A 20,208-nucleotide genomic window follows, 5' to 3' on the forward strand; every position below is an offset into this window, starting at 1 on the left:
CCAACGGGTCCGTCCCGCCGTCGGCCGACGGCGGGACGGACCCGTTTCGTCAGGTATCCGAGGCTGTCCAGCTACTGGATATCGCACCCGGCAGATGTGATCTGCTCCATGCTCCGGGAACTGTCTTCCGCTGTGCCCTGGCGCTCGAGCAGCGGATAGCCAGGACCGGCCGGGCGATGTCGCCACTTCGTTATGCACCGGTGAGTCCGCTGGTTTACCATGAGCAACCATCTGTTCGTTCTGCCCGGAAGACGTCACCGCCGGGCGAATCCGCAATATCGATCGAGGGGTTGACTGGCGCATGGCCGTGGGTCGCATCAAGCGATTGCTCGCAGTAGCCGGAGCGGCCGGATGCCTGGGACTACTCGGTGGGCCGACACTCGCTCAAGCGAATCCGGGCCGGGGGCCGGTAACCGAACAGGGCCCCTCCGGCAGCGGAGGCGAAGGTGTCGCCCCGCCTCTGCCGGATGCGGGCACTCCCACGGGCGGTCCACTCGCAATACCGGGCAGCGAAACCGAACCGGCCGACGCGTCCGGCGAGCGACCTCCCGCCGAATCCCGCCCACCCACCGATCTCGGGACCGGTAGCAGCGCACCGGGGCCGGTCCCCGGTCCGGCGGCGGGCACGGAGTCCGGGACCGGTAGCAGCGGTGCGGATTCCGGTGATGTCGCGCAGTGGCAGCCCCTGGACATTCCCGGTCGGTCGCAGGAGCCGGAACCGGTCGATACCGGCGAACCGGCGCCGGTCGCTGCCCCGCGATCGGATCCGGCGCCGGTCGCCGAACCCCTCGGGCCGGTGGGGCTGGGCACCGCCCTCGGCACCATTCTGGCCACCGGCTCGGCCGCCGTCGGCTCGGCGGCCGCGGCACCCCTGGGTGTCACCGGCTCCGCCGCGCTCGGTACCGGATCGGCCGTCCTCGGAACCGGTTCCGCCGCTGTGGGTTCGGCCGGCCTCGGCGTCGGTACGACCGGTTCGGCCGCACTCGGCACGGGTTCGGCAGCTCTCGGAACCGGTTCGGCCGCCGTAGGTTCGGCCGGCGTCGGCGTACTCGGGACGGGCTCGGCCGCGCTCGGTTCGGCAGGTGTCGGCGTACTCGGGACCGGTTCGGCCGCGACCGGTTCGGCCGGAGCCGGGATACTCGGCACCGGTTCGGCCGGAGTGGGTTCGGCTGCTGTGGGTTCCGCGGCCACGGGTTCGGCCGCGGCCGGTTCGGCGGCGACGGGTTCGGCCGCGGTCGGTTCGGCCGGGGTGGGTTCGGCGGCCCCGCTGCTGCTGTTGTTGCTGCCGCTGCCACCGGTTCCGGCGCCGCCCGTCGGGCCGCCGCTGGCATTACCGGCCCCCGGTGGCGGTGCGGGCGGTGGCGCCGCGGCACCGGCGCTCGGGGTCGCCGTTCCGGTGCCGGTGGTCGCGCCCGTTGTCCCCGGAACGCCCGCCGCCGGTGGGTCCGCGCCGGAGGTCGTCGCCGCGCCGCCGAATCACGCGGTGCGTCCGACGAATGCCGAGGGTCTGCTGCCCGAGCCCAAGGTCCTGTCGGTGATCGGCGGGCTGATCGCCCTGGCCATCGCCGGAACCGGTTCGGCCGTGATGAGTTACCACAGCGCCGCCCAGGCGCAGGCGCGGGTCGACGCCGCGCGTGCCGAATTCTTCGGAACGGGTGCGTGATCGCCATGACCCAGAGCCGGACACAGAGCGCCCGGGCCTATCGACGGGTCGCGGCCGCGGTCGACGCGGTGTGCGCGATCGCCGCCGATGCCGACGCCACCACGCTCGAGGCAGTGGTGGACGCGGTGGCCGCCGAGCGGGGCCGCCCGATCGAAATCGCCGATGCCGACCTCGGTCCCGGCGTCTGCGGCCAGCGTCGGTGCTACCCGACCAAGGACATCATCGTGCTCGCCAGTGCGCTGCCGAGCCGGGACCATACGCTGGCCCACGAGCTGGGCCATATCATCTTCGACCACGAGGGGGCCCCGGCACCCGAGGTGACACTGGAGGTGAGCGACGAGCTCATCGCCTACATGCTGAGTCAGCGCGCCCATCAGACTGCGCTCGAGGACGGCGACGACGACCAGGCCGAATGGGAGGCCGAAACTTTCGCCGCCATGCTGATGACGCGGCTGCGCGTGTTCAACAGCCGGGGCGCGGGCGTCTCGGTCCTTCGATTCGATGAGGCTCTGGGATGACGTTCTGGTTGACCGCCCTGATCGTCTGGGTCGCCGCGGGTGCGCGGGTGGGACGGGTGCTCGTCAAACCCGCGACCACCGCGCGGGTGGCGATAGTGGTGGCCGTTTCGGCGGTCGCGCTGGCCTGTACCGCGGCGGTACCCGATGTGGCACTGGCCATCGACAATCTGCTGCCCGGCGGATTGCCGCCGGGGCCGTTGTCGGAGGGGCTGGTGGTATCCGCCTGGCTGCTCTTCGCCGCCGCTACGTCGGTGGTCGCCTCCGCGGCCTGGCCCGTGGTCTCGCGCCGTAATCTGCGCCAGATCGCCGGGGGCATATACGGAACCTGGGTCTTCGCCGTCGCCGGAACCCTCAGCGGGTCGTTCACCGCGGGGTGGGCGGTCACCGCGGCGGCCGGTGTCTTCATCGTGGTGACCGGGCTGCGCAACCTGAGCTGGACCGCGCTCGGCCGGGGCATCTCCGTCTATATCACCGGCACCGCGCTGGTCGTCGGCTCGTCTGTCGGCCAGGTGCACCGGGGGATCACCGGTGCTTCTCGTCCCGGGCCGGGTGAACCGGCGTGGGCCTGGCCGTTCTGGCAGCTGGCCGCGCTCCTCGTCGCCTTCGGCGCGGTGTGGATCGTGGTGGAGATGTGGGTGCGGGCACGCTTACTGCTGCGCCGGGTGCGGGCCTTGCACACAGTGCTGGTCGAACGTTTCCCGGAGGTCGTCCAAGAGGAGACTGGGACATCGACCCAGCTCAGGGCGTCGGACCGGGTGGCGCAGATCATGGACGCGCTTTACCTGCAGTCGGGCGGCGGTGTCGAGATCGCCGCTGCCGGAGAGCCTCCCGCGGCGGTGGGCGACCGTGCGGAACGGGTGGCGCGGTGGGCCCGGAACCCGCTGGGTCGGGCCGTGGTGGACTCTCGTTGGATCGCACCGCCCGAGGGCGTGAGTCCGCGCGGATGGGTGCGGGCGATCGCTGTGGCCTTCGAAGCGGAACCGGAACCGACCGATCGCTCAGCGGTCACGGTTACGTAGTTGCCCGAGGTATGCGGACCACCCGTTACGTCACTGTGATTATCCCTGAGGAAGCTCGGTAATCGTGCCGAGCGGTCGGTCTGTATTCTTCCGGGCCGCAGAACTTCAAGCGCTTAGAGAGCTTCGCCGAAGGATTTTCTTCCCGCCTCCGGGAACATTGCGTGTGGATTTCCACGGCGCAGACGACGGCACGGCGCGACCCCGAGGGAGATCACACCGTGCCGACGGTTGTCTGCTATTCGGTGCCGTCCGGCGGAATTTCGGGCAAGCCTTCGCTCGCACGCAGTTTTTCCGCCATGGAGGTGAGCAGGTTCTGCGACTCCTCCGACAGGTCGAAGGCCCGGCTGGACAGCCGGCGCAGACCGTAACCCTGTAGCTGCGAGAGAAGTTCCAGATCGTGGTCGATCTTCGCGGCGTAGATGTCGTTGAAGAAGTAGTCGGGCTTCACCTTGAAGAACTTGGCCAGCGCCGCAACCGTCTCATCGGAAGGATTCGTACGCTGGCCCGACCGTAACTGCGACAGATACGGTTTGGAGATCGGATGACCGGATGCCGTCAGAGCGGCCGCTACCTCTGCATTGGTATGCGGCTTGCGCCCCGGGGGATGCACGGTTTCGAACAGCTTGTTCAGCCGCGCCGCGAAATCAGCCATTGTGAGCCGCCCAATTCCCTTCATTGTACTAAGAGTCGTTATCTCGGATACCTATCATTGATATTAGCGGCTCAGTAGCTGAAAACCTACGCCTGAATCAGGATTTCCTTGAAGCTTCCAGGCGCATATCAGGGGAAGTGGACCGGGGTACCGCGTTTGCGGGTTACCCGCACCGGACTTGTGGACCTCTGATACGGCCAGGTAGCCGCCCGTCGCGGGGGTCTTCCCGGGCGGGGGGCCAGTAGCCTCTGGATAGCTGGTATCCCTTCCGTAGTCGCGTCAAGGCCATTGTGTGGCGTACGACACGTCTGCCGAAAGTTGAGATGAACGTTCAACCTACCGGGTCGAATTTGTGATGGACACGGGGCCCGTGCGGGTGCGGCTGGGATCCACACGGGCCCATGTCCCGTTGTATTAGGGAATTCGGCGATCCGCTACAGGCGTTCGATGATCGTTCCTGTCGCGAGTGCGCCACCGGCGCACATGAGAACCATTGCGATGTTCCGGTCGGAACGTTCGAGTTCGTGCAGAGCCGTGGTGATCAAGCGGGACCCGGTGGATCCGACGGGGTGGCCGAGGGCGATCGCGCCACCGTTCACGTTCACCCGGTCGAAATCGGGCTTGTGCACCTGCGCCCAGGACAATGCTACGGAAGCGAACGCCTCGTTGATCTCGAACAGGTCGATATCGCCGATGCTCATACCGGACCGCTCCAGCAGCCGGCTGCACGCCTGGACCGGACCGTCGAGATGGAATTCCGGTTCGGAGCCCACCAGGCACTGGGTCACCACCCGCGCCCGCGGCCGCAACCCCTCGCGTTCGGCGGCTTTCTCGTCCATCAGCAGTACCGCCGCGGCGCCGTCGGAGATCTGCGAAGACGTTCCGGCGGTGTGGATTCCGCCCTCGAGTACCGGCTTCAATTTGGCCAGGCTCTCCGCGGAGGTCTCCCGCAGACCCTGGTCGCGGCTCACCTCCTGCTTCTCCCCGGTCGGATTGCCTTCTTTGTCGACCACCGGCGCGGTGACGGTGAGGACCTCGCGGTCGAACCGGCCCTCCGCCCATGCCTGGGCGGCCAGGCGCTGGGACCGCACGCCGAGCGCGTCCACGTCCTCGCGGGTGATACCGCGCCGCTTGGCGATTCGCTCGGCGGCCTCGAACTGGTTGGGCATATCGATATCCCAGGAGGCGGGTCGGCGCGGGCCGGCCTGGTCGCCGACATTGGCGCCCAGCGGCACCTGGCTCATCGCCTCCACGCCGCACGCCACACCGATATCGATGGCGCCGGTGGCGATCAGGCCGGCGACGAGATGGTTGGCCTGCTGGGCCGAACCACATTGCGCGTCGATGGTCGTGGCGCCCACCTGCCACGGCAGGCCGGCGGCGAGCCAGGCCGTGCGGGTGATGTTGTTGGACTGGGCGCCGGCCTGGGTGACGCAGCCGCCGATGATCTGTTCGACCTTGGCGGGGTCGAGGTGGGCCCGATCGAGCAGCCCGCGCTGGGCGAGGCCGAGGATCTCGGCGGCGTGCAGCCCGGACAGCCAGCCGTTGCGTTTGCCGATGGGGGTGCGAGCTGCCTCGACGATAACGGGTGTGCCCATCATTAACCTTTCGTTTCGGACATAAAACTGTAACGTGTTCCGCACACGGCACGAGGCGTGATCAGTCCACTTTCTTTCCTCGTTCTCCCGCCTGTGCTTCAATGATTGTAGAACGTGTTTCAGTTTGTCGAAGGAGACATCTGGTGGTGGATACGCGCATGGCCCGGCCGAACCTGCCGGACGGGTTCGACGTCACGGACCCCGACATGTACGTGCAGCGGATTCCGGTCGAGGAGTTTGCCGAACTCCGGCGTACCGCACCGATCTGGTGGCAGGAGAAATCCCCGGAGGTCGGCGGATTCCACGACGACGGCTTCTGGGTCGTCACCAAGCACGCCGATATCAAGGAGGTGTCGCGGCGCAGCGACGTGTTCTCGACATTCGAGAACACGGCGCTGCCGCGCTTCAACGACGATATCGAGCGTGAGCAGATCGAACTGCAGCGTTTCATCCTGCTGAACATGGACCCGCCCGAGCACACCCGGATGCGCAAGATCATCTCGCGCGGCTTCACCCCCCGCGCGATCAACTCGCTGCGCGAAGAGCTGTCCAAGCGCACCGAGGCCATCGTCAAGGCCGCCGCCGAGGCCGGGTCCGGTGACTTCGTCACCCAGATCGCCTGCGAACTGCCCCTGCAGGCGATCGCCGAGCTGATCGGCGTCCCGCAGGAGGACCGGATGAAGGTGTTCACCTGGTCCAACGAGATGACCGGCTACGACGATCCGGACATCGATGTGGACCCGGTGCAGGCATCCACCGAACTGCTCGGATACGCCTACGCCATGGCCGAGGCCCGTAAGGCCTGTCCGGCCGACGATATCGTCACCACCCTGGTCGAGGCCGATCTCGACGGTGAATCGCTCAAATCCGAGGAATTCGGCTTCTTCGTGATGCTGCTGGCCGTCGCGGGTAACGAGACCACGCGCAACGCCATCACCCACGGCATGATCGCCTTCCTGGAGAACCCGGATCAGTGGGAGCTCTACAAGAAGGAGCGCCCCAAGACCGCGGCCGACGAGATCATCCGCTGGGCCAGCCCCATCACCACCTTCCAGCGCACCGCGCTCGAGGACACCGAACTGAACGGCGTCCAGATCAAGAAGGGCCAGCGGGTGCTGATGGTCTACCGGGCGGCGAACTTCGACGAGGACGTCTTCGAGAACCCGATGAAGTTCGACATCATGCGCGAGGACAACCAGCATGTGGCCTTCGGCGGTACCGGCGCGCACTACTGCATCGGCGCCAACCTGGCCAAACTGGAGATCGACCTGATCTTCAACGCGATCGCCGACCATATGCCCGACATCACCAAACTGGGCGACCCGAAGCGGCTGCGGTCGGGGTGGCTGAACGGCGTCAAGGAGTTCCAAGTGGACTACAAGACCTGCCCGGTCACCGGTAAGACCGGAAGCTGACGCTCGCGACCCATCGCTCATCCGGCCCCGCGCGACCACGGTCCGCGGGGCCGGACCCTTCCCCAGGACTCGGTGCCACGACTACCGGAAGGGATCCCCGCGGATCGCGTGCGGGTAAAACCACTGCCGCCGGACAGTAGAAGGTCCTGCCCCGCACACCTGGTGGTGTGCGGGGCAGGACCGTACTGCGGAAGCGGCCGCGCCGGGAGGGAAACCGGCCGGCCGCCGCTCAGGTGGCCGGTGCGGCCGTCGCCATGGCCCGATCGACCTCCCAGAACGCGCGCAACGCGAGGATCTTGCCGGCTTCGTCGACCTTGTAGGTGAACACGCCCTCGGCATCTATGCGGTGGCCACCGACAACGCTGCGGATGGTGCCGGTGAACGCGACCTCGGCGCCACAGGCGAACGAATCACCGAACAGGAATTCGATGGAATCCGTCGCGGCGATCGCTTTGTCCCAGAACGCCCCGATGGCTTCCGGTCCACGGTGTCCCTTGCCTTCGGGATCGAAACCGGAAGGGCCGATAGGGTCCTCCACGATACCGTCCGGGGCGAACAGTGCGAGCCAGGCGTCCTTGTCCCGGGCACGCACTGCGGCTTGGGAGGCGAGCCCGGCCGCGCGGGCGGGATGTTCCTCGCTGCTCATAGGTTCCTCTCGACCAGCCGGTGTGCCGCCACTTCCGGTGGCGGCACACACGGAGGTCAGTTGATCGGGTTCTGGATGTAGTCTTCGGCGAACTTGCGCAGCGCGTCCTTCTTCGCCTCGAGTTCACCGTCGAAGCCGATACCCGCGGCCAGCCAGGGGATCACGATCGCATCGGTGACACCCGCGTCGTACTGCTCCTGGTAGCCGTCGCGGCCGAACTTGTCGATGCAGACCGCCTGGATCTCGAATGGCACCTCGGCCCGCCCGTATTCGGCGCGGAGTTCACCCAGCCGGGCGATGGTGGTCTGCAGATCGTCGAACTTCATCATGGCCGAGGTCCAGCCGTCCCCGACCTTCGCGGCGCGGCGCAGCGCCACATCGGTATGACCGCCGATGTAGAACGGGACCGGCTCGCTCGGTGCGGGACTCATCTGCAGTTCGTCGAAATCGAAGAACTCACCGTGGTACTCGACCATGCCCCCCGCGAGGACCTTTTTGATGACCTCGATCATCTCGTCCACGCGGGCGCCGCGGCGCGCGTAGGGCACCCCGCACCATTCGAATTCCTCCGGTGCCCAGCCGATCCCCACCCCGAACCCGAACCGGTTACCGGACAGGTTCGCCACCGACCCGACCTGGCGGGCGAGCAGCAGCGGATTTCGGGAACCGAGCTTGAGCACATTGGTGTAGAAGCGCAGCCGGGTGGTCACCGCGGCCATGGCGGTCGCGGCGATGAGCGGATCCACCCACGGCGTGTCCGGACCCCAGAAGCGGCTGCCGTCGGGGGTGTACGGGTACTTCGCCGCCTGGGATTTCATGTAGAACAGCGAATCCGGCAGGGCGATCGAGGTGAATCCGACCTCCTCCGCGGTCCGGGCCAGTTCGGGCAGCTGGTCCAGCGGACTCAGCGCGATACCGAGGCTGAACTGCAGCGTCATCGGCGTTCCGATCCGACGACCCACATGGAGAAGTACTGCGAGCCACCGCCGTAGGCGTGGCCGAACGCCTTGCGGGCATTCTCGACCTGGTAGTCGCCGGCCCGGCCCATGACCTGTTTGGCGGCCTCGGCGAACCGGATCATGCCGGAGGCGCCGATCGGGTTCGAGGAGAGCACACCGCCGGATGGGTTCACCGGCAGGGCGCCACCGATCTCGGTTTCGCCTTTGTCGGTGAGTTTCCAGCCGTCGCCGGGAGCGGCGAACCCGAGGTTCTCCAGCCACATCGGCTCGAACCAGGAGAACGGAACATAGATCTCGGCGGCATCGATCTCGGCCAGCGGATCGGTGATCCCGGCCTGCGCCCACAGCGCCTTCGCGGCTTCCTGGCCGGCCTGCGGGTTCACCTGGTCGCGCCCGGCGTAGGCCAGCGGTTCGGTGCGCATGGCGGTCGCGTGGATCCAGCCGACCTTCTTGCCGGACGCCTCCACCGCGGCCGCCGATTTCTCACCGCCGATGACCACGGCGCAGGCACCGTCGGAGGAGGGGCAGGTCTCGTCGAAGCGGATGGGATCCCAGAGCATCTGCGAGGCGAGCACTTCGTCGGCGGTTTTGTCGCCCTGTTTGAGATGGGCGTGCGGGTTCTTGGCGCCGTTGCGCCGGTCCTTGGCCGCGACCATCGCGCCGATGTGCAGGGGCGCATTCGAGCGGCGGATATAGGACCGCACATGCGGAGCGAAGTAGCCGCCGGCACCCGCGCCGACCGGCATGGTGAAGGGGACCGGGATCGACAGCGCCCACATCGCATTCGATTCCGACTGCTTCTCCCAGGCGATGGCGAGCACCTTCTCGTGCACACCGCCCTGCACCATGCTGGCGGCCACACAGGCGGTGGAACCGCCGACCGAGCCCGCGGTGTGCACCCGCAACAGCGGTTTCCCGGGGGCGCCCAGCGCGTCGGCCAGGTACAGCTCGGGCATCATCATGCCCTCGAACATGTCCGGCGCCTTACCGATGACGATGGCGTCGATATCGGCCATGGTCAGATCGGCATCGGCCAATGCCCGGTCGATCGCCTCACGGCACATCCCGGCCATCGAGACATCGCTGCGTTTGGCGACGTGGTGGGTCTGTCCGGTGCCCAGCACCGCGGCGGGGAAACTCATCGGCCGGCCTCCTGTGTCATGCGGGACACCCGCGCCCGGTCGGCACAGCGAATGGCTGCGCGATGGTGATTCACTGTGCCTCCGAGTTCAAAACGGTCACAAGGTTCTGCTGCAGGGCCGGGCCGCTGGTGGCGTGTGCCAGAGTGCGGCCCGCGGTGCCCGCCATGATGGGCAGCGCGGCGTAGCCGATGCGCTCCAGCCCAGTGGCGAACATGGGATTGCCGGCCAGCGCGCCGCCGGACGGGTTGACCTTCGTCTCCGGTTTCAGGCCGAGCGCCTCGGTCAGGATGAGCTGCTGGTGGCTGAACGGCGCGTGCAGTTCGGCGACGTCGATACCGCTGGTGTCGCCGGTGGTCACCGCCTGTCCCGCGGCGGCCGCCGACGGCGAGGTGGTGAGGTCGCGGGCGCCCAGCACACCGGAATCGATCCGGTGGGCCATCCCGGTGATCCACGCGGGACGCTCGGTCAGTTCGCGGGCGCGGTCGCCGACCGCGAGCACGATGGCCGCGGCGCCGTCGGTGATCGGCGCGCAGTCGTGTTCCCGGAGCGGGTCGGCGACATAGGGGTTGGCGAGCAACTCGTCGACCGATTTCCCGTCGACGGTGTGCGCGGCCGAGACGGCGGCCATATCGCGTTCGGTCCAGCGGCCGGCGTCCAGCCCCGCCCGGGCCTGCAACCCGGCGATGGCCAGGGAATCCGGCCACAAAGGCGTGACCAGGTAGGGGTCGAGCTGGGTGGACAGCACCTGGCGCAGCGTGCTCGCGGAAGATTTCCCGAAGCCGTAGACCAGGGCGGTCTGTACCTGGCCGGTGCGCAGTTTCACCCACGCTTCGTACAGAGCCCAGGCGGCGTCCATCTCCACATGGGATTCGTTGATCGGCGGTACGGCGCCGATCGAATCGATGGCGGAGATGAACGAGAAGGATCGCCCGGCCAGATAGTCCGACGATCCGGAGCACCAGAAGTCGATATCGGACTTGGTGATGCCGAGCTGGTCGTAGAGCTGCTGGAAGCAGGGCACCAGCATCTCCACCCCGTTGGTGGTGCCGTAGGTCTCCGACACATGCGGTGCGTGCGCGAAGCCGACGACGGCGATCTCGGTGGCGTTGTCGATGGAACGCTCGGTGATGGTCACGCGGGGAGCCCTCTCACAGGTGATGCTTGTAGGTGTCGTAGTCGGCATCCGGCTCGCCGGTCGGCTCGAAGTGGCTGATATTGGCCATGGTGAAGTCCCACTCCTCGCGCGGCTTCCAGACCACCTTGACCCGCATACCCATCCGCACCTCGCTCGCGTCGCAGCCGAGCACGAGGTGCAGGAAAGGAATATCCGCACCGTCGAGCAGGACATACGCCGCCACATACGGTGGTTTGATCCGCTGCCCCAGGAACGGCACGTTCACGATGCAGAAAGTGGTGACCGTAGCGGTCTCGGCCAGTTCGACCGTTTCCGCGGTGGACCGGCCGTCCATGGGGTCCACGCCGCGCGGCGGGAAGTACACCTTGCTGTGCGCATCGGCCCGCGCGCCGATGAGCTTGCCCTCTTTCAGGCCGCGCAGGAAGGTGCTCTCCTCTGGAGAGGCGGTGTGCTTGTAGTCCATCCCGATCGGGGTGGTGATGATGGTGACCGGGTCGGCCTCCGAGGCGGGGGTCGGTTCCGCCGTCGGGGTCTCACCGGGCTCGAAGCAGACGATGTCGTGGATGGTGCCGGTGAGTTCGGCCGCCCAGCGGGCGGTCACTCGCAGACCGGTGCTGATCTGCTCCGGGCTTTCGACATCGACCGCGTGCAGCAGTGCGGTGTCGGCGCCGTCCAGCTGGATCAGCGCGTAAGCGAACGGCCGGTCGAAGGGCTGTCCGGGCAGTGGATCGCGGACCCAGGTCCACGACTTCACCGTGCCCGTGGCGGCGACCTCCACGAACTCCGACAGCGGTTCGGCGGTCACCGGGTCGAATTCGGCCGGTGGTACGAGCACCCGGCCGTCCGAACCGCGGATACCGAAGACGCGTCGCTCGCGCAGGCCGGTAAGGAACTTGCCGATGATGGGTCCCACGGAGCGCGTGTAGTCGAACTCCATCCGCAGGGGCGCACTGAGCACATCGCTCGGTTTCAGTCCCGGCGGGCGTTCCTGCGTAATTACCGTGGGTGCAGTATTCCCCTGAGTCACGATATCGAGTAGAACAGGTTCTTATTCTGCTGGCAAGCAGTAGGCCGGAAAGGGGTCGGATGTGAAGTTCGGATTGCAGCTCGGATACTGGAGCGCCGGGCCACCGGAGCATGCCGCGGAAGTGGTCGTCGCCGCCGAGGAAGCCGGGTTCGACGCGGTGTTCGCCGCCGAGTCCTGGGGGTCGGACGCCTTCACGCCGCTGGCCTGGTGGGGTTCGGCGACCGAGCGGGTACGACTGGGGACCTCGGTGGTGCAGTTGTCCGCCCGGACCCCCACCGCCACCGCCATGCACGCGCTCACCCTCGACCACCTCAGCGGCGGGCGGGCGATTCTCGGCCTCGGCGTCAGTGGTCCGCAGGTGGTGGAGGGCTGGTACGGGCAGCCGTTCGCCAAACCGTTGCAGCGGACCCGCGAATACGTCGATATCGTGCGCAAGGTGCTTGCCCGGCAGGGCCCGGTGACCAACGACGGGCCGAACTACCCGCTGCCCTACAACGGCGCGGGCGCGACCGGCCTGGGTAAACCACTCAAACCGATAACCCATCCGCTACGTGCGGATCTGCCGATCTGGCTGGGCGCGGAAGGGCCGAAGAATGTGGCGCTGACCGCGGAGATCGCCGACGGCTGGCTGGCCATCTACTACACGCCCCGCATGGCGGATGTGTACAACGAATGGCTGGACGAGGGCTTCGCCCGCCCGGGTGCCCGGCGTTCGCGGGCGGACTTCGAGATCGCCGCCACCGCGCAGGTGATCATTACCGACGATCCGGCCGCCGAGATCGAACGGATGCGCTGGATCACCTCGCTCTACATCGGCGGAATGGGTGCGCCGGAACTGAATTTCCACGCCCAGGTGTACCGCCGGATGGGCTACGAGAAGGAAGTCGACGAGATCGGCACGCTGTTCCAGGCCGGTCGTAAGGCCGAGGCCGCGGCCGCCGTACCGGACGAACTGGTACTGGAAACCGCGATCATCGGCAACGAGAGCCAGGTGCGCGAGCAGATCGGCGTCTGGGAGGCCGCGGGTGTCACCATGCTGTTGGTTTCGGTGCCGGATGTGGACCAACTGAAGCGGTTGGCGCCACTGGTCGACACCCCGTGAACTTGTTTCAGAAATACTTGTCTACGCTACCCGCCGGAGGCAGCACCCGGCGGGTTTCGGTTAGCGCCCGCGGCGGCATCGGCCCCGGCCGTACCGGCCGGCGACAAACAGTTACGGAGCGAGCCGCCAGAGGGCGTCCATCGGGACCGCCCGTAGCTTGGGCCCGAATGGCAGGGTCTGTTTGCCGGTGTAGAGGACGTAGCCCGCCACGAACTTGTCCTCCAGTTTCTGCGCGAGGTTGCGCAGGCCGGTGAGATCCTCGGTCCGTACTGTTGCCCCGGCCTTGACTTCCACTCCGACGACACGGCCGTCCGGGGTCTCCAGCACCACGTCGACTTCGACCTTGTCCTTGGTGCGATAGTGATACATGTGCGCTCGCTGTTGCGCCCAGGTCAGTTGTCGCGCGAGTTCCATTGCTACGAAGTTTTCCAGCATCGGGCCGGCGGCACCGCCGGGATCGTCCATATGCGCGGCGTCCTGTCCGAGGAGGTGGCCGGCAATTCCGGAATCGACGAACGCCAGCTTGGGGGTTCCGATCGCCCGGAAGGTCGGTCCGGGTGACCACGCGGGGATACTCTTGATCAGGAAAACCGATTGCAGCAACTCGAGATAGCGCACCACTGTGGTCCGGGAAAGACCGGACTGGCCGGCCAAGGTTCCCGGTACGAGCAGATTGCCCACCCGCCCCGCGAGCAGTGCCAGCAGTTTCAACATTTCGCCGTGCCGCTCGATGGCGGCGAGTTGGAGTACATCACGTTCGACAAGGGTCTGTAGATAGGAATCGAAGAATGCGGACCGGCGGCGGGGACTGCGCCGGACCGCTTCCGGAAATCCGCCGACTACAGCGCGTTCGAGATAGTCCCGGCGTCTGAGCGTGGACGAGTGGTCTATATCGGGGCCGTGGCGGAACGCCGCATCGACGAATCGGTCCGGTTGCCCATCGATCTCGCCCTGCGCGAAGGGCCACAGCTCGATGATCTCCATTCGTCCGGGCAACGCATCCGGGAGTGTCCGCAGGGCGAGGACGCGCGATGATCCGGTCAGCAGGAATCGCCCCGGCGTGGGGTCGAGATCGACGGTCATCTTGATCGGGCGAAGCAATTCCGGCGCGAGCTGGATCTCGTCGATGATGGTCAACCCGCTGTCGCGATCGACGAACCCGGCCGGATCCTCCTGGGCGGCCCGCAGGGTAGCCGGATCGTCCAACAGCCGGACGATGGTGTCCGGCTGTTTGTGGCCGGCCAGGCGAGTGAGTGTGCTTTTGCCGGCCTGGCGGGCCCCATTGACCAGCACCACGCGGGTATCCGCGAGTGATTCGGTGACCAGCTCTTCGGCATGCCTGGGAAGGAGTCGAAACTCGTTCATCCAGCCATTATGGCACTGAAATGGTCATCTGGACGCAGTGCAGCTGGTCACTTGGACGGTAGGTTGGTGGTCACCTGGACGGTAGGTTGGTGGTCACTTGGACGGTGATCAGGCGGTCCGGTGGCTGGGTAGGCGGCCGTCAGGCCGGTTCGCCCGCCGGTTCCTCTGTCCATTCCGGCGGCAGACCGAACAGCGGGAACAGGCGTTCGGTATCGAGGAAGAAATTGAGCCCGGTGATCACGCCGTCGCGCATTTCCAGCACCGTGATCGACCACGGCAGCCAGCGGCCCGGCTCGCCACTCGGCTTGTAGTGGCCGAACGCGGGATGGCCGTTGGCGCCCGCCAGCGGCACCATACGCGAGCCCTGGCAGGCCGCACCGGTACCGAGCATGAATGCGGCCACGTTCTCCGGGCCGGAAACCCAGAGGTCGAAGGGCGGCATGGACAGCGCCACATCGCTTTTCAGCAGAGCGGTAAGCGCGTCCATATCGTAGGACTCGAACGCCGTCACGAAGTTCTCGACGAGTTCACGCTGGTTGTCGTCGGATTCGTCGTAGGTGTCGGTATCGGCGGGCTTGACCTTGCTCATGGTGGCACGGGCCCGCTGCAGGGCACTGTTCACCGAGGCGGTGCTCATGGTGAGTGCCTCGGCGGTCTCGTTGGCCGAGAAGCGCAGGACCTCGCGCATGATGAGGATGGCGCGCTGCGTGGCGGGCAGATGCTGGCAGGCGGCGACGAACGCCAGGCGCAGAGAGTCCTTGGCGGTGGCGTGCTCGGCGGGGTCGGCGCCGAAGGCGAGCGAGTTGGGAATGGGCTCGACCCAGACGTAGTCCGGCTGCGGGGTCGGGAGCGGCCGGTCCGGTGTCGACGGGCCGGACAGATCCATCGGCCGCGCGCGGCGCTGCGGGCCGTCGAGCATGTCCAGGCAGATATTGGTGGTGATCTTGTAGAGCCAGGACCGCAGACTGGCCCGGCCCTCGAAGGAGTCGTAGGACTTCCAGGCTCGGGTGAACGCGTCCTGGACGGCGTCCTCGGCTTCGAAGGACGAACCCAGCATGCGGTAGGCGTAGGCGCACAGTTCCCGCCGGTGCACCTCGAAGGATCTCATGACATCGGCGTCGACAGTGCCGGTCTGCTCGCTCATGCGTGCCACTGTGGCACAGGGCACCGACAAGTGAACAGAGGATGAAACGCCCCTTTTTCGGTCGGTTTCCCAGAAGTATCGCCTGGCCCCAGCTGCCACAATCCGCAACGCACCGGCCGGTTGCCCGCGCCCGTACTGCCGGTTCGGTCGGGTCTCCGTTCCGCGGGCGGAGGTCCCGAGACCGGTGGCGAGGTCGTTTCGGCGGAATCGGTCCGGCACCGATGATTTTCCGGGATGGCCCGCGTCCGAACCTGTGCAGCCGGCGCAACGCAGACCACCCTCCCGAAAGGATCGACACCGTGAGCAGCAAGATGATTTTCGTGAACCTACCCGTCACCGACCTGGGACGGTCCAAGAAGTTCTACGAGGCACTCGGGTGGAAGGTCAACGACGATTTCACCGACGACAATGCCGCCTGCATCGTGGTCGACGACAATATCTGCCTGATGCTGCTGACCCATGGGCATTTCGCCACCTTCAGCCGGCGGCCGATCGCCGATACCCGGGCCGCCACCGGTGCCGCCTACGCACTGTCGCTGAGCAGCGCCGAGGAGGTCGACCGGCTGACCGCGGCCGCGGTGGCCGCGGGCGGTACCGAGGAGATCAATACGGACAAGCAGGCCCAGGAGGCGCAGGTCGGCATGCACGGCCGGACCTTCCTGGACCCCGACGGTCACCAGTGGGAGCCGTTCTACATGGACTACCCCAGCGCCTGATCACACCGCGCGCGAACGCCCCGGCCGCAATGTCGGCCGGGGCGTTCAGCGTTCTCCACCTACTCGCTACCAAGATGTCCGCTGGTGCACCGCCGTTCACGGCGGTGGTGAAAGCGGACGCGAAAGGCCATCGATGGTCGAGCATGCCCTGACCGGCGGTCTTGTCGGTGCATCGAAAAAATATGGTTGTCGGTACCTGGGGATAGGGTCGTGTTATGCAGTTGCGGTACAACTTCCGCGTGTATCCGACGCCCGGCCAGCAGCTAGCGTTGGCTCGGGCGTTCGGGTGCGCGCGGGTGGTGTACAACGACGCACTCACCGTGCGGGAGACCGCCCGCCGCGAGGGTTTGCCGTATGTGACAGATGCTGAGCTGTCGAAGGCGTTGACCGCAGCGAAGAAGGACCCCGGGCGGGTGTGGCTCGGTAAGGTGTCGTCGGTGGTGCTGCAACAAGCGCTCGCCGACCTGAATACCGCGTACCGGAACTTCTTCGCCTCGGTCACCGGGAAACGGAAAGGTACACGGGTCGGTGCGCCCCGGTATCGGTCCCGTCGAGACAATCGGCAAGCGATTCGGTTCACGAAGAACGCGCGGTTCCAGGTCACGGCGGGCGGGAAGTTGCGTCTTCCGAAGATTGGGGACGTGACGGTGCGCTGGTCACGGGGCCTGCCGTCGGAGCCGTCGTCGGTGACGATCGTCAAGGACGCTGCGGGCCGGTATTTCGCGTCGTTCGTGGTGGAAGTAGGTGCCGAGCTGTTGCCCGAGGCCGACACCGAGGTCGGGATAGATCTCGGGTTGTCGACGTTCGCTGTCCTGTCCAACGGCAAGACGATCGCCTCGCCGCGCTTCCTGCGGCAGGCCGAACGGCGGTTGAAAAAAGCTCAGCGGGTGCTGTCTCGTAAACAGAGGGGCTCGGCCAACCGGATCAAGGCTCGTCTCCGGGTCGCCAAGACTCACGCTCGCGTGGCCGATATGCGGCGGGATTGGGCACATAAGCAGTCCACGACGATTATCCGCGAGAACCAAGCGGTGTTCGTCGAGGACTTATGCGTGAAAGGTCTGGCCCGTACTCGGTTGGCGAAGTCGGTCCATGACGCCGGGTGGGGCATGTTCGTTCGCATGCTGGAAGACAAGGCTGTCCGGTATGGGCGGGCCTTCTCGAAGGTGGACCGCTGGTTTCCCTCCACCCGCATGTGCTCGGTATGCGGGGTGGTCGGGGACAAGAAACGACTGCATGTGCGCACCTGGACGTGTACGTGTGGCATCGTCCACGACCGTGATCTGAATGCGGCTGTCAATGTTCTCGCGGCGGGACGCGCCGAGAGGTTAAACGCCTGCGGAGGGGCTGTCAGCCTTCCCGCCTAGCGGGAAGCGGGCCCCTGTGAAACAGGAACCCACCGACAGCGCCCTGCCGGGGTGCTGGTAGGAATCGTCCGCCTTCAGGCGGGCGAGGGTGTCAATTGCCGCTGAAGTTCGGCTTGCGCTTTTCCTTGAACGCCTTGGGGCCCTCCTTGGCGTCGGCGGACTGGAAGACCGCCATGCCGAGTTTCGCGTCGATCTGGAAGGCCTCTTCCTCGGGGATGCATTCGCTGTCGCGGATGGTCTGCAGGATCGCCTGCACCGCGAGGGGGCCGTTGGCCGCGATGAGCTCCGCCAGTTCGAGCGCCTTGTCCAGTGCCTGGCCGTCCGGCACCACATGGCCGATGAGGCCGATGTCCTTGGCTTCGGCGGCGCTCAGGTGCCGGCCGGTCAGCAGGATATCGGCGGCAACCGTGTAGGGGACCTGACGGACGAGCCGGACCGCGGAGCCGCCCAATGGGAACAGGCCCCAGCGAGCTTCGGACACCCCGAACTTCGCGCTCTCGCCGGCGACCCGGATATCGGTGCCCTGCAGGATCTCCGTTCCGCCGGCGATGGCCGCGCCCTCGACGGCGGCGATCAGCGGTTTGGTGAGCCGCCGGCCCTTCAGCAGCGCCTCGATCTTCGACAGATCCCAGCCCCCGCCCGCGAACGAATCCCCAGGATGCTGCTGGGTCATGCCCTTGAGGTCGGCGCCCGCGCAGAAGGCCCCGCCGGCGCCGGTCAGGATCGCGACGCGAATATCGGGATCACTGTCGACCTGATCCCACGCATCGCGCATGATCGCCATCATCTCGGTCGAGAGCGCGTTGCGCGCCTCGGGGCGGTTCATGGTGACGATGAGGACATGGCCGCGCTTCTCGACGAGGCATTGAGGCATCGTTGTTTCTCCTGTTACTCGGACCCTTGCCAGAAACAGTAACACGTTCTATTTTTGACCTTGTGACGTACAACATAGCCGACCTCGTCGAACACACCATCGACCTTGTGCCGGACCGGGTTGCGCTGGCTGACGACCACCGCTCGGTGACCTTCGCCCAATTGGAGGACCGGGCGAACCGGCTGGCGCACTACCTGCTGGAACGCGGTGTCCAGCCGGGCGACAAGGTCGGTATCTACTCACGCAACACCATCGAGGCCGTCGAGTCGATGCTGGCGGTGTTCAAAGCGCGGGCGGTGATGGTGAACGTCAACTTCCGCTACGTCGAGAACGAGTTGCAGTACATCTTCGAGAATTCGGACATGGTGGCGCTCATCCACGAGCGGCGCTACACCGACAAGGTGGTGAACGTCCGGTCGAAGGTCCCGCATCTGAAAGCGGTCCTGATCGTCGACGACGGCACGGACGCCGCCACGCCCGCGGATGCGGTGGAGTACGAAGCGGCACTGGCGGAATCGTCGGGCGAACGCGATTTCGGCGATCGGTCCAACGACGACATCTTCATGATCTACACCGGCGGCACCACCGGGATGCCCAAGGGCGTCATGTGGCGCCACGAGGACTGGTGGCGGGTGCTCGGCGGCGGTATCAACTTCATGACCGGTGAGTACGTCCAAGACGAATGGCAGCAGGCCAAGACCGGCGCGGCCGGCGGTCAGATGGTGCGTTACCCGATCCCGCCGCTCATCCACGGCGGTTCGCAGACCGCGGTCTTCCACGGCCTGTTCGACGGCGGCAAGACCGTCATGATCCCGGAGTTCGACGCGCACACCGTCTGGCAGGCCGTGGACGCGCACGGCATCAACATGATCTTCATAACCGGCGACGCCATGGCGCGGCCGATGCTGGACGCGCTGAAGGCCGGCCATCCGGAGACCGGTGAGCCCTATCAGCATGCCAACCTGTGGGCTATGGCCAGCAGCGCGGCGCTGTTTTCGCCCGCGCTCAAGGACGAGTACATCGACCTGCTCCCGAATACGGTGATCACCGATTCGATCGGGTCCTCCGAGACCGGTTTCGGCGGTATCTCCATCGCCGCCAAGGGCGCGACGCATACCGGCGGTCCGCGGGTGAAGATCGACGCGTCCACCGCGGTGATCGACGAGAACGGCAAGCCCGTCGTCCCGGGATCCGGGCAGACCGGTGTGCTGGCGCGCAAGGGCCATATCCCGATCGGGTACTACAACGACCCGGTGAAAACCGCGGCGACCTTCAAGGAGTACGACGGCGTCCGCTACTCCATCCCCGGCGACTGGGCACGGGTCGAGGAGGACGGCACCGTCACCATGCTCGGGCGTGGTTCGGTCAGCATCAACAGCGGTGGCGAGAAGATCTACCCCGAAGAAGTCGAGGGCGCGCTGAAATGCCATCCCGAGATCTTCGACGCGCTGGTGGTCGGCGTCCCGGACGAGCGCTGGGGACAGCGGGTGGCGGCCGTGGTGCAGTGTCGCGGCGACAAACGCCCCACCCTGGAGGAACTGCGCCCGGTGCTGACCCGGGAGATCTCCTCCTACAAGCTGCCCCGCAGCCTGTGGTTCGTGGACGAGATCAAGCGGTCGCCGGCGGGTAAGCCCGACTACAAATGGGCCAAGGCGCAGACCGAGGAGCGCGACGCCGACGAGCACGGGTCGGCGGGTAACGCTTCGTAGGACCGGACACGACGTAGGGGTGCCGCACGACAGATTGCGGCACCCCGCTGTTTGCCACGACGAGCCGCCGAGCGCGGTTGTCGGGACATGCAGCGGGCCCTTTGCCTCCAGGCCCGGTCGAAAGCACCTCGTGTCGTGACTCTGGTGCGCGGTTGAGTCC

18 protein-coding genes are annotated in these 20,208 nt (G+C 66.7%); 8 read left to right on the plus strand and 10 right to left on the minus strand.

The window, feature by feature from the left end:
* The first annotated feature begins 301 nt into the window (after positions 1-301).
* Genes ABZV91_RS22150 through ABZV91_RS22160 form a run of 3 tightly spaced genes read left to right on the plus strand, consistent with a single transcriptional unit; the run spans position 302 to position 3,200 of the window.
* A complete protein-coding gene (locus ABZV91_RS22150; protein WP_355244768.1) occupies positions 302-1,663 on the plus strand; it encodes a hypothetical protein in 1,362 nt (453 codons plus the stop codon).
* A gap of 5 nt (positions 1,664-1,668) precedes the next feature.
* Positions 1,669-2,181 (plus strand): ImmA/IrrE family metallo-endopeptidase, encoded by a 513-nt coding sequence (locus tag ABZV91_RS22155; protein ID WP_355244865.1) that lies wholly within the window; start codon positions 1,669-1,671, stop codon positions 2,179-2,181.
* Positions 2,178-3,200: a hypothetical protein gene (locus tag ABZV91_RS22160; RefSeq protein WP_355244771.1), complete on the plus strand. Its 1,023-nt coding sequence runs from the start codon at positions 2,178-2,180 to the stop codon at positions 3,198-3,200. Before ABZV91_RS22155 ends, ABZV91_RS22160 begins: the two co-directional genes overlap by 4 nt.
* 235 nt (positions 3,201-3,435) lie before the next feature.
* Here the strand turns inward: ABZV91_RS22160 and ABZV91_RS22165 are convergent, their stop codons facing one another.
* Entirely contained in the window at positions 3,436-3,852 is a 417-nt protein-coding gene (locus tag ABZV91_RS22165) for a helix-turn-helix domain-containing protein (RefSeq protein WP_011207048.1), read from the minus strand.
* Between the two features lie 434 nt (positions 3,853-4,286).
* Positions 4,287-5,450, minus strand: coding sequence for a steroid 3-ketoacyl-CoA thiolase (locus ABZV91_RS22170; RefSeq protein WP_355244773.1), 1,164 nt, complete (start codon positions 5,448-5,450; stop codon positions 4,287-4,289).
* 158 nt (positions 5,451-5,608) lie between these two features.
* Here ABZV91_RS22170 and ABZV91_RS22175 point away from each other — a divergent pair, with 158 nt between their 5' ends.
* Positions 5,609-6,865, plus strand: coding sequence for a cytochrome P450 (locus ABZV91_RS22175; RefSeq protein WP_355244868.1), 1,257 nt, complete (start codon positions 5,609-5,611; stop codon positions 6,863-6,865).
* A 229-nt stretch (positions 6,866-7,094) separates the two neighbouring features.
* Here ABZV91_RS22175 and ABZV91_RS22180 read toward each other — a convergent pair whose 3' ends face one another.
* The 5 genes from ABZV91_RS22180 to ABZV91_RS22200 all read right to left on the minus strand — a co-directional run bounded on the left by ABZV91_RS22180 (position 7,095) and on the right by ABZV91_RS22200 (position 11,684).
* Positions 7,095-7,511, minus strand: coding sequence for a nuclear transport factor 2 family protein (locus ABZV91_RS22180; RefSeq protein ID WP_039821889.1), 417 nt, complete (start codon positions 7,509-7,511; stop codon positions 7,095-7,097).
* Between the two features lie 56 nt (positions 7,512-7,567).
* Entirely contained in the window at positions 7,568-8,443 is an 876-nt protein-coding gene (locus ABZV91_RS22185) for a TIGR03619 family F420-dependent LLM class oxidoreductase (RefSeq protein WP_355244871.1), read from the minus strand.
* A 2-nt stretch (positions 8,444-8,445) separates the two neighbouring features.
* The gene (locus ABZV91_RS22190) at positions 8,446-9,612 is read right to left on the minus strand and encodes a thiolase domain-containing protein (protein ID WP_355244776.1); all 1,167 of its coding nucleotides are present in this window, start codon (positions 9,610-9,612) and stop codon (positions 8,446-8,448) included.
* Between the two features lie 70 nt (positions 9,613-9,682).
* Positions 9,683-10,747, minus strand: a complete 1,065-nt coding sequence (locus ABZV91_RS22195; RefSeq protein WP_355244779.1) for a thiolase domain-containing protein — start codon at positions 10,745-10,747, stop codon at positions 9,683-9,685.
* 13 nt (positions 10,748-10,760) lie between these two features.
* Positions 10,761-11,684 carry an OB-fold domain-containing protein gene (locus ABZV91_RS22200; RefSeq protein ID WP_355244874.1) on the minus strand — a complete coding sequence of 308 codons (924 nt, stop codon included), beginning with the start codon at positions 11,682-11,684 and terminating at the stop codon, positions 10,761-10,763.
* A gap of 151 nt (positions 11,685-11,835) precedes the next feature.
* On the opposite strand from ABZV91_RS22200, the gene ABZV91_RS22205 reads away from it, so the two are divergent.
* Positions 11,836-12,876: an LLM class F420-dependent oxidoreductase gene (locus tag ABZV91_RS22205; protein WP_355244782.1), complete on the plus strand. Its 1,041-nt coding sequence runs from the start codon at positions 11,836-11,838 to the stop codon at positions 12,874-12,876.
* 111 nt (positions 12,877-12,987) lie between these two features.
* Here the strand turns inward: ABZV91_RS22205 and ABZV91_RS22210 are convergent, their stop codons facing one another.
* Together ABZV91_RS22210 and ABZV91_RS22215 are read right to left on the minus strand one after the other, a co-directional pair.
* On the minus strand, positions 12,988-14,241 hold the full coding sequence (locus tag ABZV91_RS22210) for an ATP-binding protein (protein ID WP_355244785.1): 1,254 nt from the start codon (positions 14,239-14,241) through the stop codon (positions 12,988-12,990).
* A 139-nt stretch (positions 14,242-14,380) separates the two neighbouring features.
* On the minus strand, positions 14,381-15,385 hold the full coding sequence (locus ABZV91_RS22215) for a sigma-70 family RNA polymerase sigma factor (protein ID WP_355244787.1): 1,005 nt from the start codon (positions 15,383-15,385) through the stop codon (positions 14,381-14,383).
* 299 nt (positions 15,386-15,684) lie between these two features.
* Between ABZV91_RS22215 and ABZV91_RS22220 the strand changes: the two genes are divergently transcribed.
* Both ABZV91_RS22220 and ABZV91_RS22225 read left to right on the plus strand, forming a co-directional pair.
* Positions 15,685-16,101 (plus strand): VOC family protein, encoded by a 417-nt coding sequence (locus ABZV91_RS22220; protein WP_355244790.1) that lies wholly within the window; start codon positions 15,685-15,687, stop codon positions 16,099-16,101.
* Between the two features lie 215 nt (positions 16,102-16,316).
* Positions 16,317-17,465 carry a transposase gene (locus ABZV91_RS22225; RefSeq protein WP_355244793.1) on the plus strand — a complete coding sequence of 383 codons (1,149 nt, stop codon included), beginning with the start codon at positions 16,317-16,319 and terminating at the stop codon, positions 17,463-17,465.
* Between the two features lie 91 nt (positions 17,466-17,556).
* Here ABZV91_RS22225 and ABZV91_RS22230 read toward each other — a convergent pair whose 3' ends face one another.
* Positions 17,557-18,339, minus strand: a complete 783-nt coding sequence (locus tag ABZV91_RS22230; protein WP_355244877.1) for a crotonase/enoyl-CoA hydratase family protein — start codon at positions 18,337-18,339, stop codon at positions 17,557-17,559.
* A gap of 62 nt (positions 18,340-18,401) precedes the next feature.
* Here ABZV91_RS22230 and ABZV91_RS22235 point away from each other — a divergent pair, with 62 nt between their 5' ends.
* The gene (locus ABZV91_RS22235; RefSeq protein WP_355244796.1) at positions 18,402-20,048 is read left to right on the plus strand and encodes an acyl-CoA synthetase; all 1,647 of its coding nucleotides are present in this window, start codon (positions 18,402-18,404) and stop codon (positions 20,046-20,048) included.
* Positions 20,049-20,208: the final 160 nt, after the last annotated feature.

The sequence above is a fragment of the Nocardia sp. NPDC004568 genome, from assembly GCF_040609955.1.
Lineage (GTDB): Bacteria > Actinomycetota > Actinomycetes > Mycobacteriales > Mycobacteriaceae > Nocardia.

Excerpts from the sequence above, each read along its gene's own strand:
- ABZV91_RS22150 (WP_355244768.1), top strand. The coding sequence starts at position 302 with ATGGCCGTGGGTCGCATCAAGCGATTGCTCGCAGTAGCCGGAGCGGCC.
- ABZV91_RS22155 (WP_355244865.1), top strand. The coding sequence starts at position 1,669 with ATGACCCAGAGCCGGACACAGAGCGCCCGGGCCTATCGACGGGTCGCG.
- ABZV91_RS22160 (WP_355244771.1), top strand. The coding sequence starts at position 2,178 with ATGACGTTCTGGTTGACCGCCCTGATCGTCTGGGTCGCCGCGGGTGCG.
- ABZV91_RS22165 (WP_011207048.1), bottom strand. The coding sequence starts at position 3,852 with ATGGCTGATTTCGCGGCGCGGCTGAACAAGCTGTTCGAAACCGTGCAT.
- ABZV91_RS22170 (WP_355244773.1), bottom strand. The coding sequence starts at position 5,450 with ATGGGCACACCCGTTATCGTCGAGGCAGCTCGCACCCCCATCGGCAAA.
- ABZV91_RS22175 (WP_355244868.1), top strand. The coding sequence starts at position 5,609 with ATGGCCCGGCCGAACCTGCCGGACGGGTTCGACGTCACGGACCCCGAC.
- ABZV91_RS22180 (WP_039821889.1), bottom strand. The coding sequence starts at position 7,511 with ATGAGCAGCGAGGAACATCCCGCCCGCGCGGCCGGGCTCGCCTCCCAA.
- ABZV91_RS22190 (WP_355244776.1), bottom strand. The coding sequence starts at position 9,612 with ATGAGTTTCCCCGCCGCGGTGCTGGGCACCGGACAGACCCACCACGTC.
- ABZV91_RS22200 (WP_355244874.1), bottom strand. The coding sequence starts at position 11,684 with ATGGAGTTCGACTACACGCGCTCCGTGGGACCCATCATCGGCAAGTTC.
- ABZV91_RS22210 (WP_355244785.1), bottom strand. The coding sequence starts at position 14,241 with ATGAACGAGTTTCGACTCCTTCCCAGGCATGCCGAAGAGCTGGTCACC.
- ABZV91_RS22215 (WP_355244787.1), bottom strand. The coding sequence starts at position 15,385 with ATGAGCGAGCAGACCGGCACTGTCGACGCCGATGTCATGAGATCCTTC.
- ABZV91_RS22225 (WP_355244793.1), top strand. The coding sequence starts at position 16,317 with ATGCAGTTGCGGTACAACTTCCGCGTGTATCCGACGCCCGGCCAGCAG.
- ABZV91_RS22230 (WP_355244877.1), bottom strand. The coding sequence starts at position 18,339 with ATGCCTCAATGCCTCGTCGAGAAGCGCGGCCATGTCCTCATCGTCACC.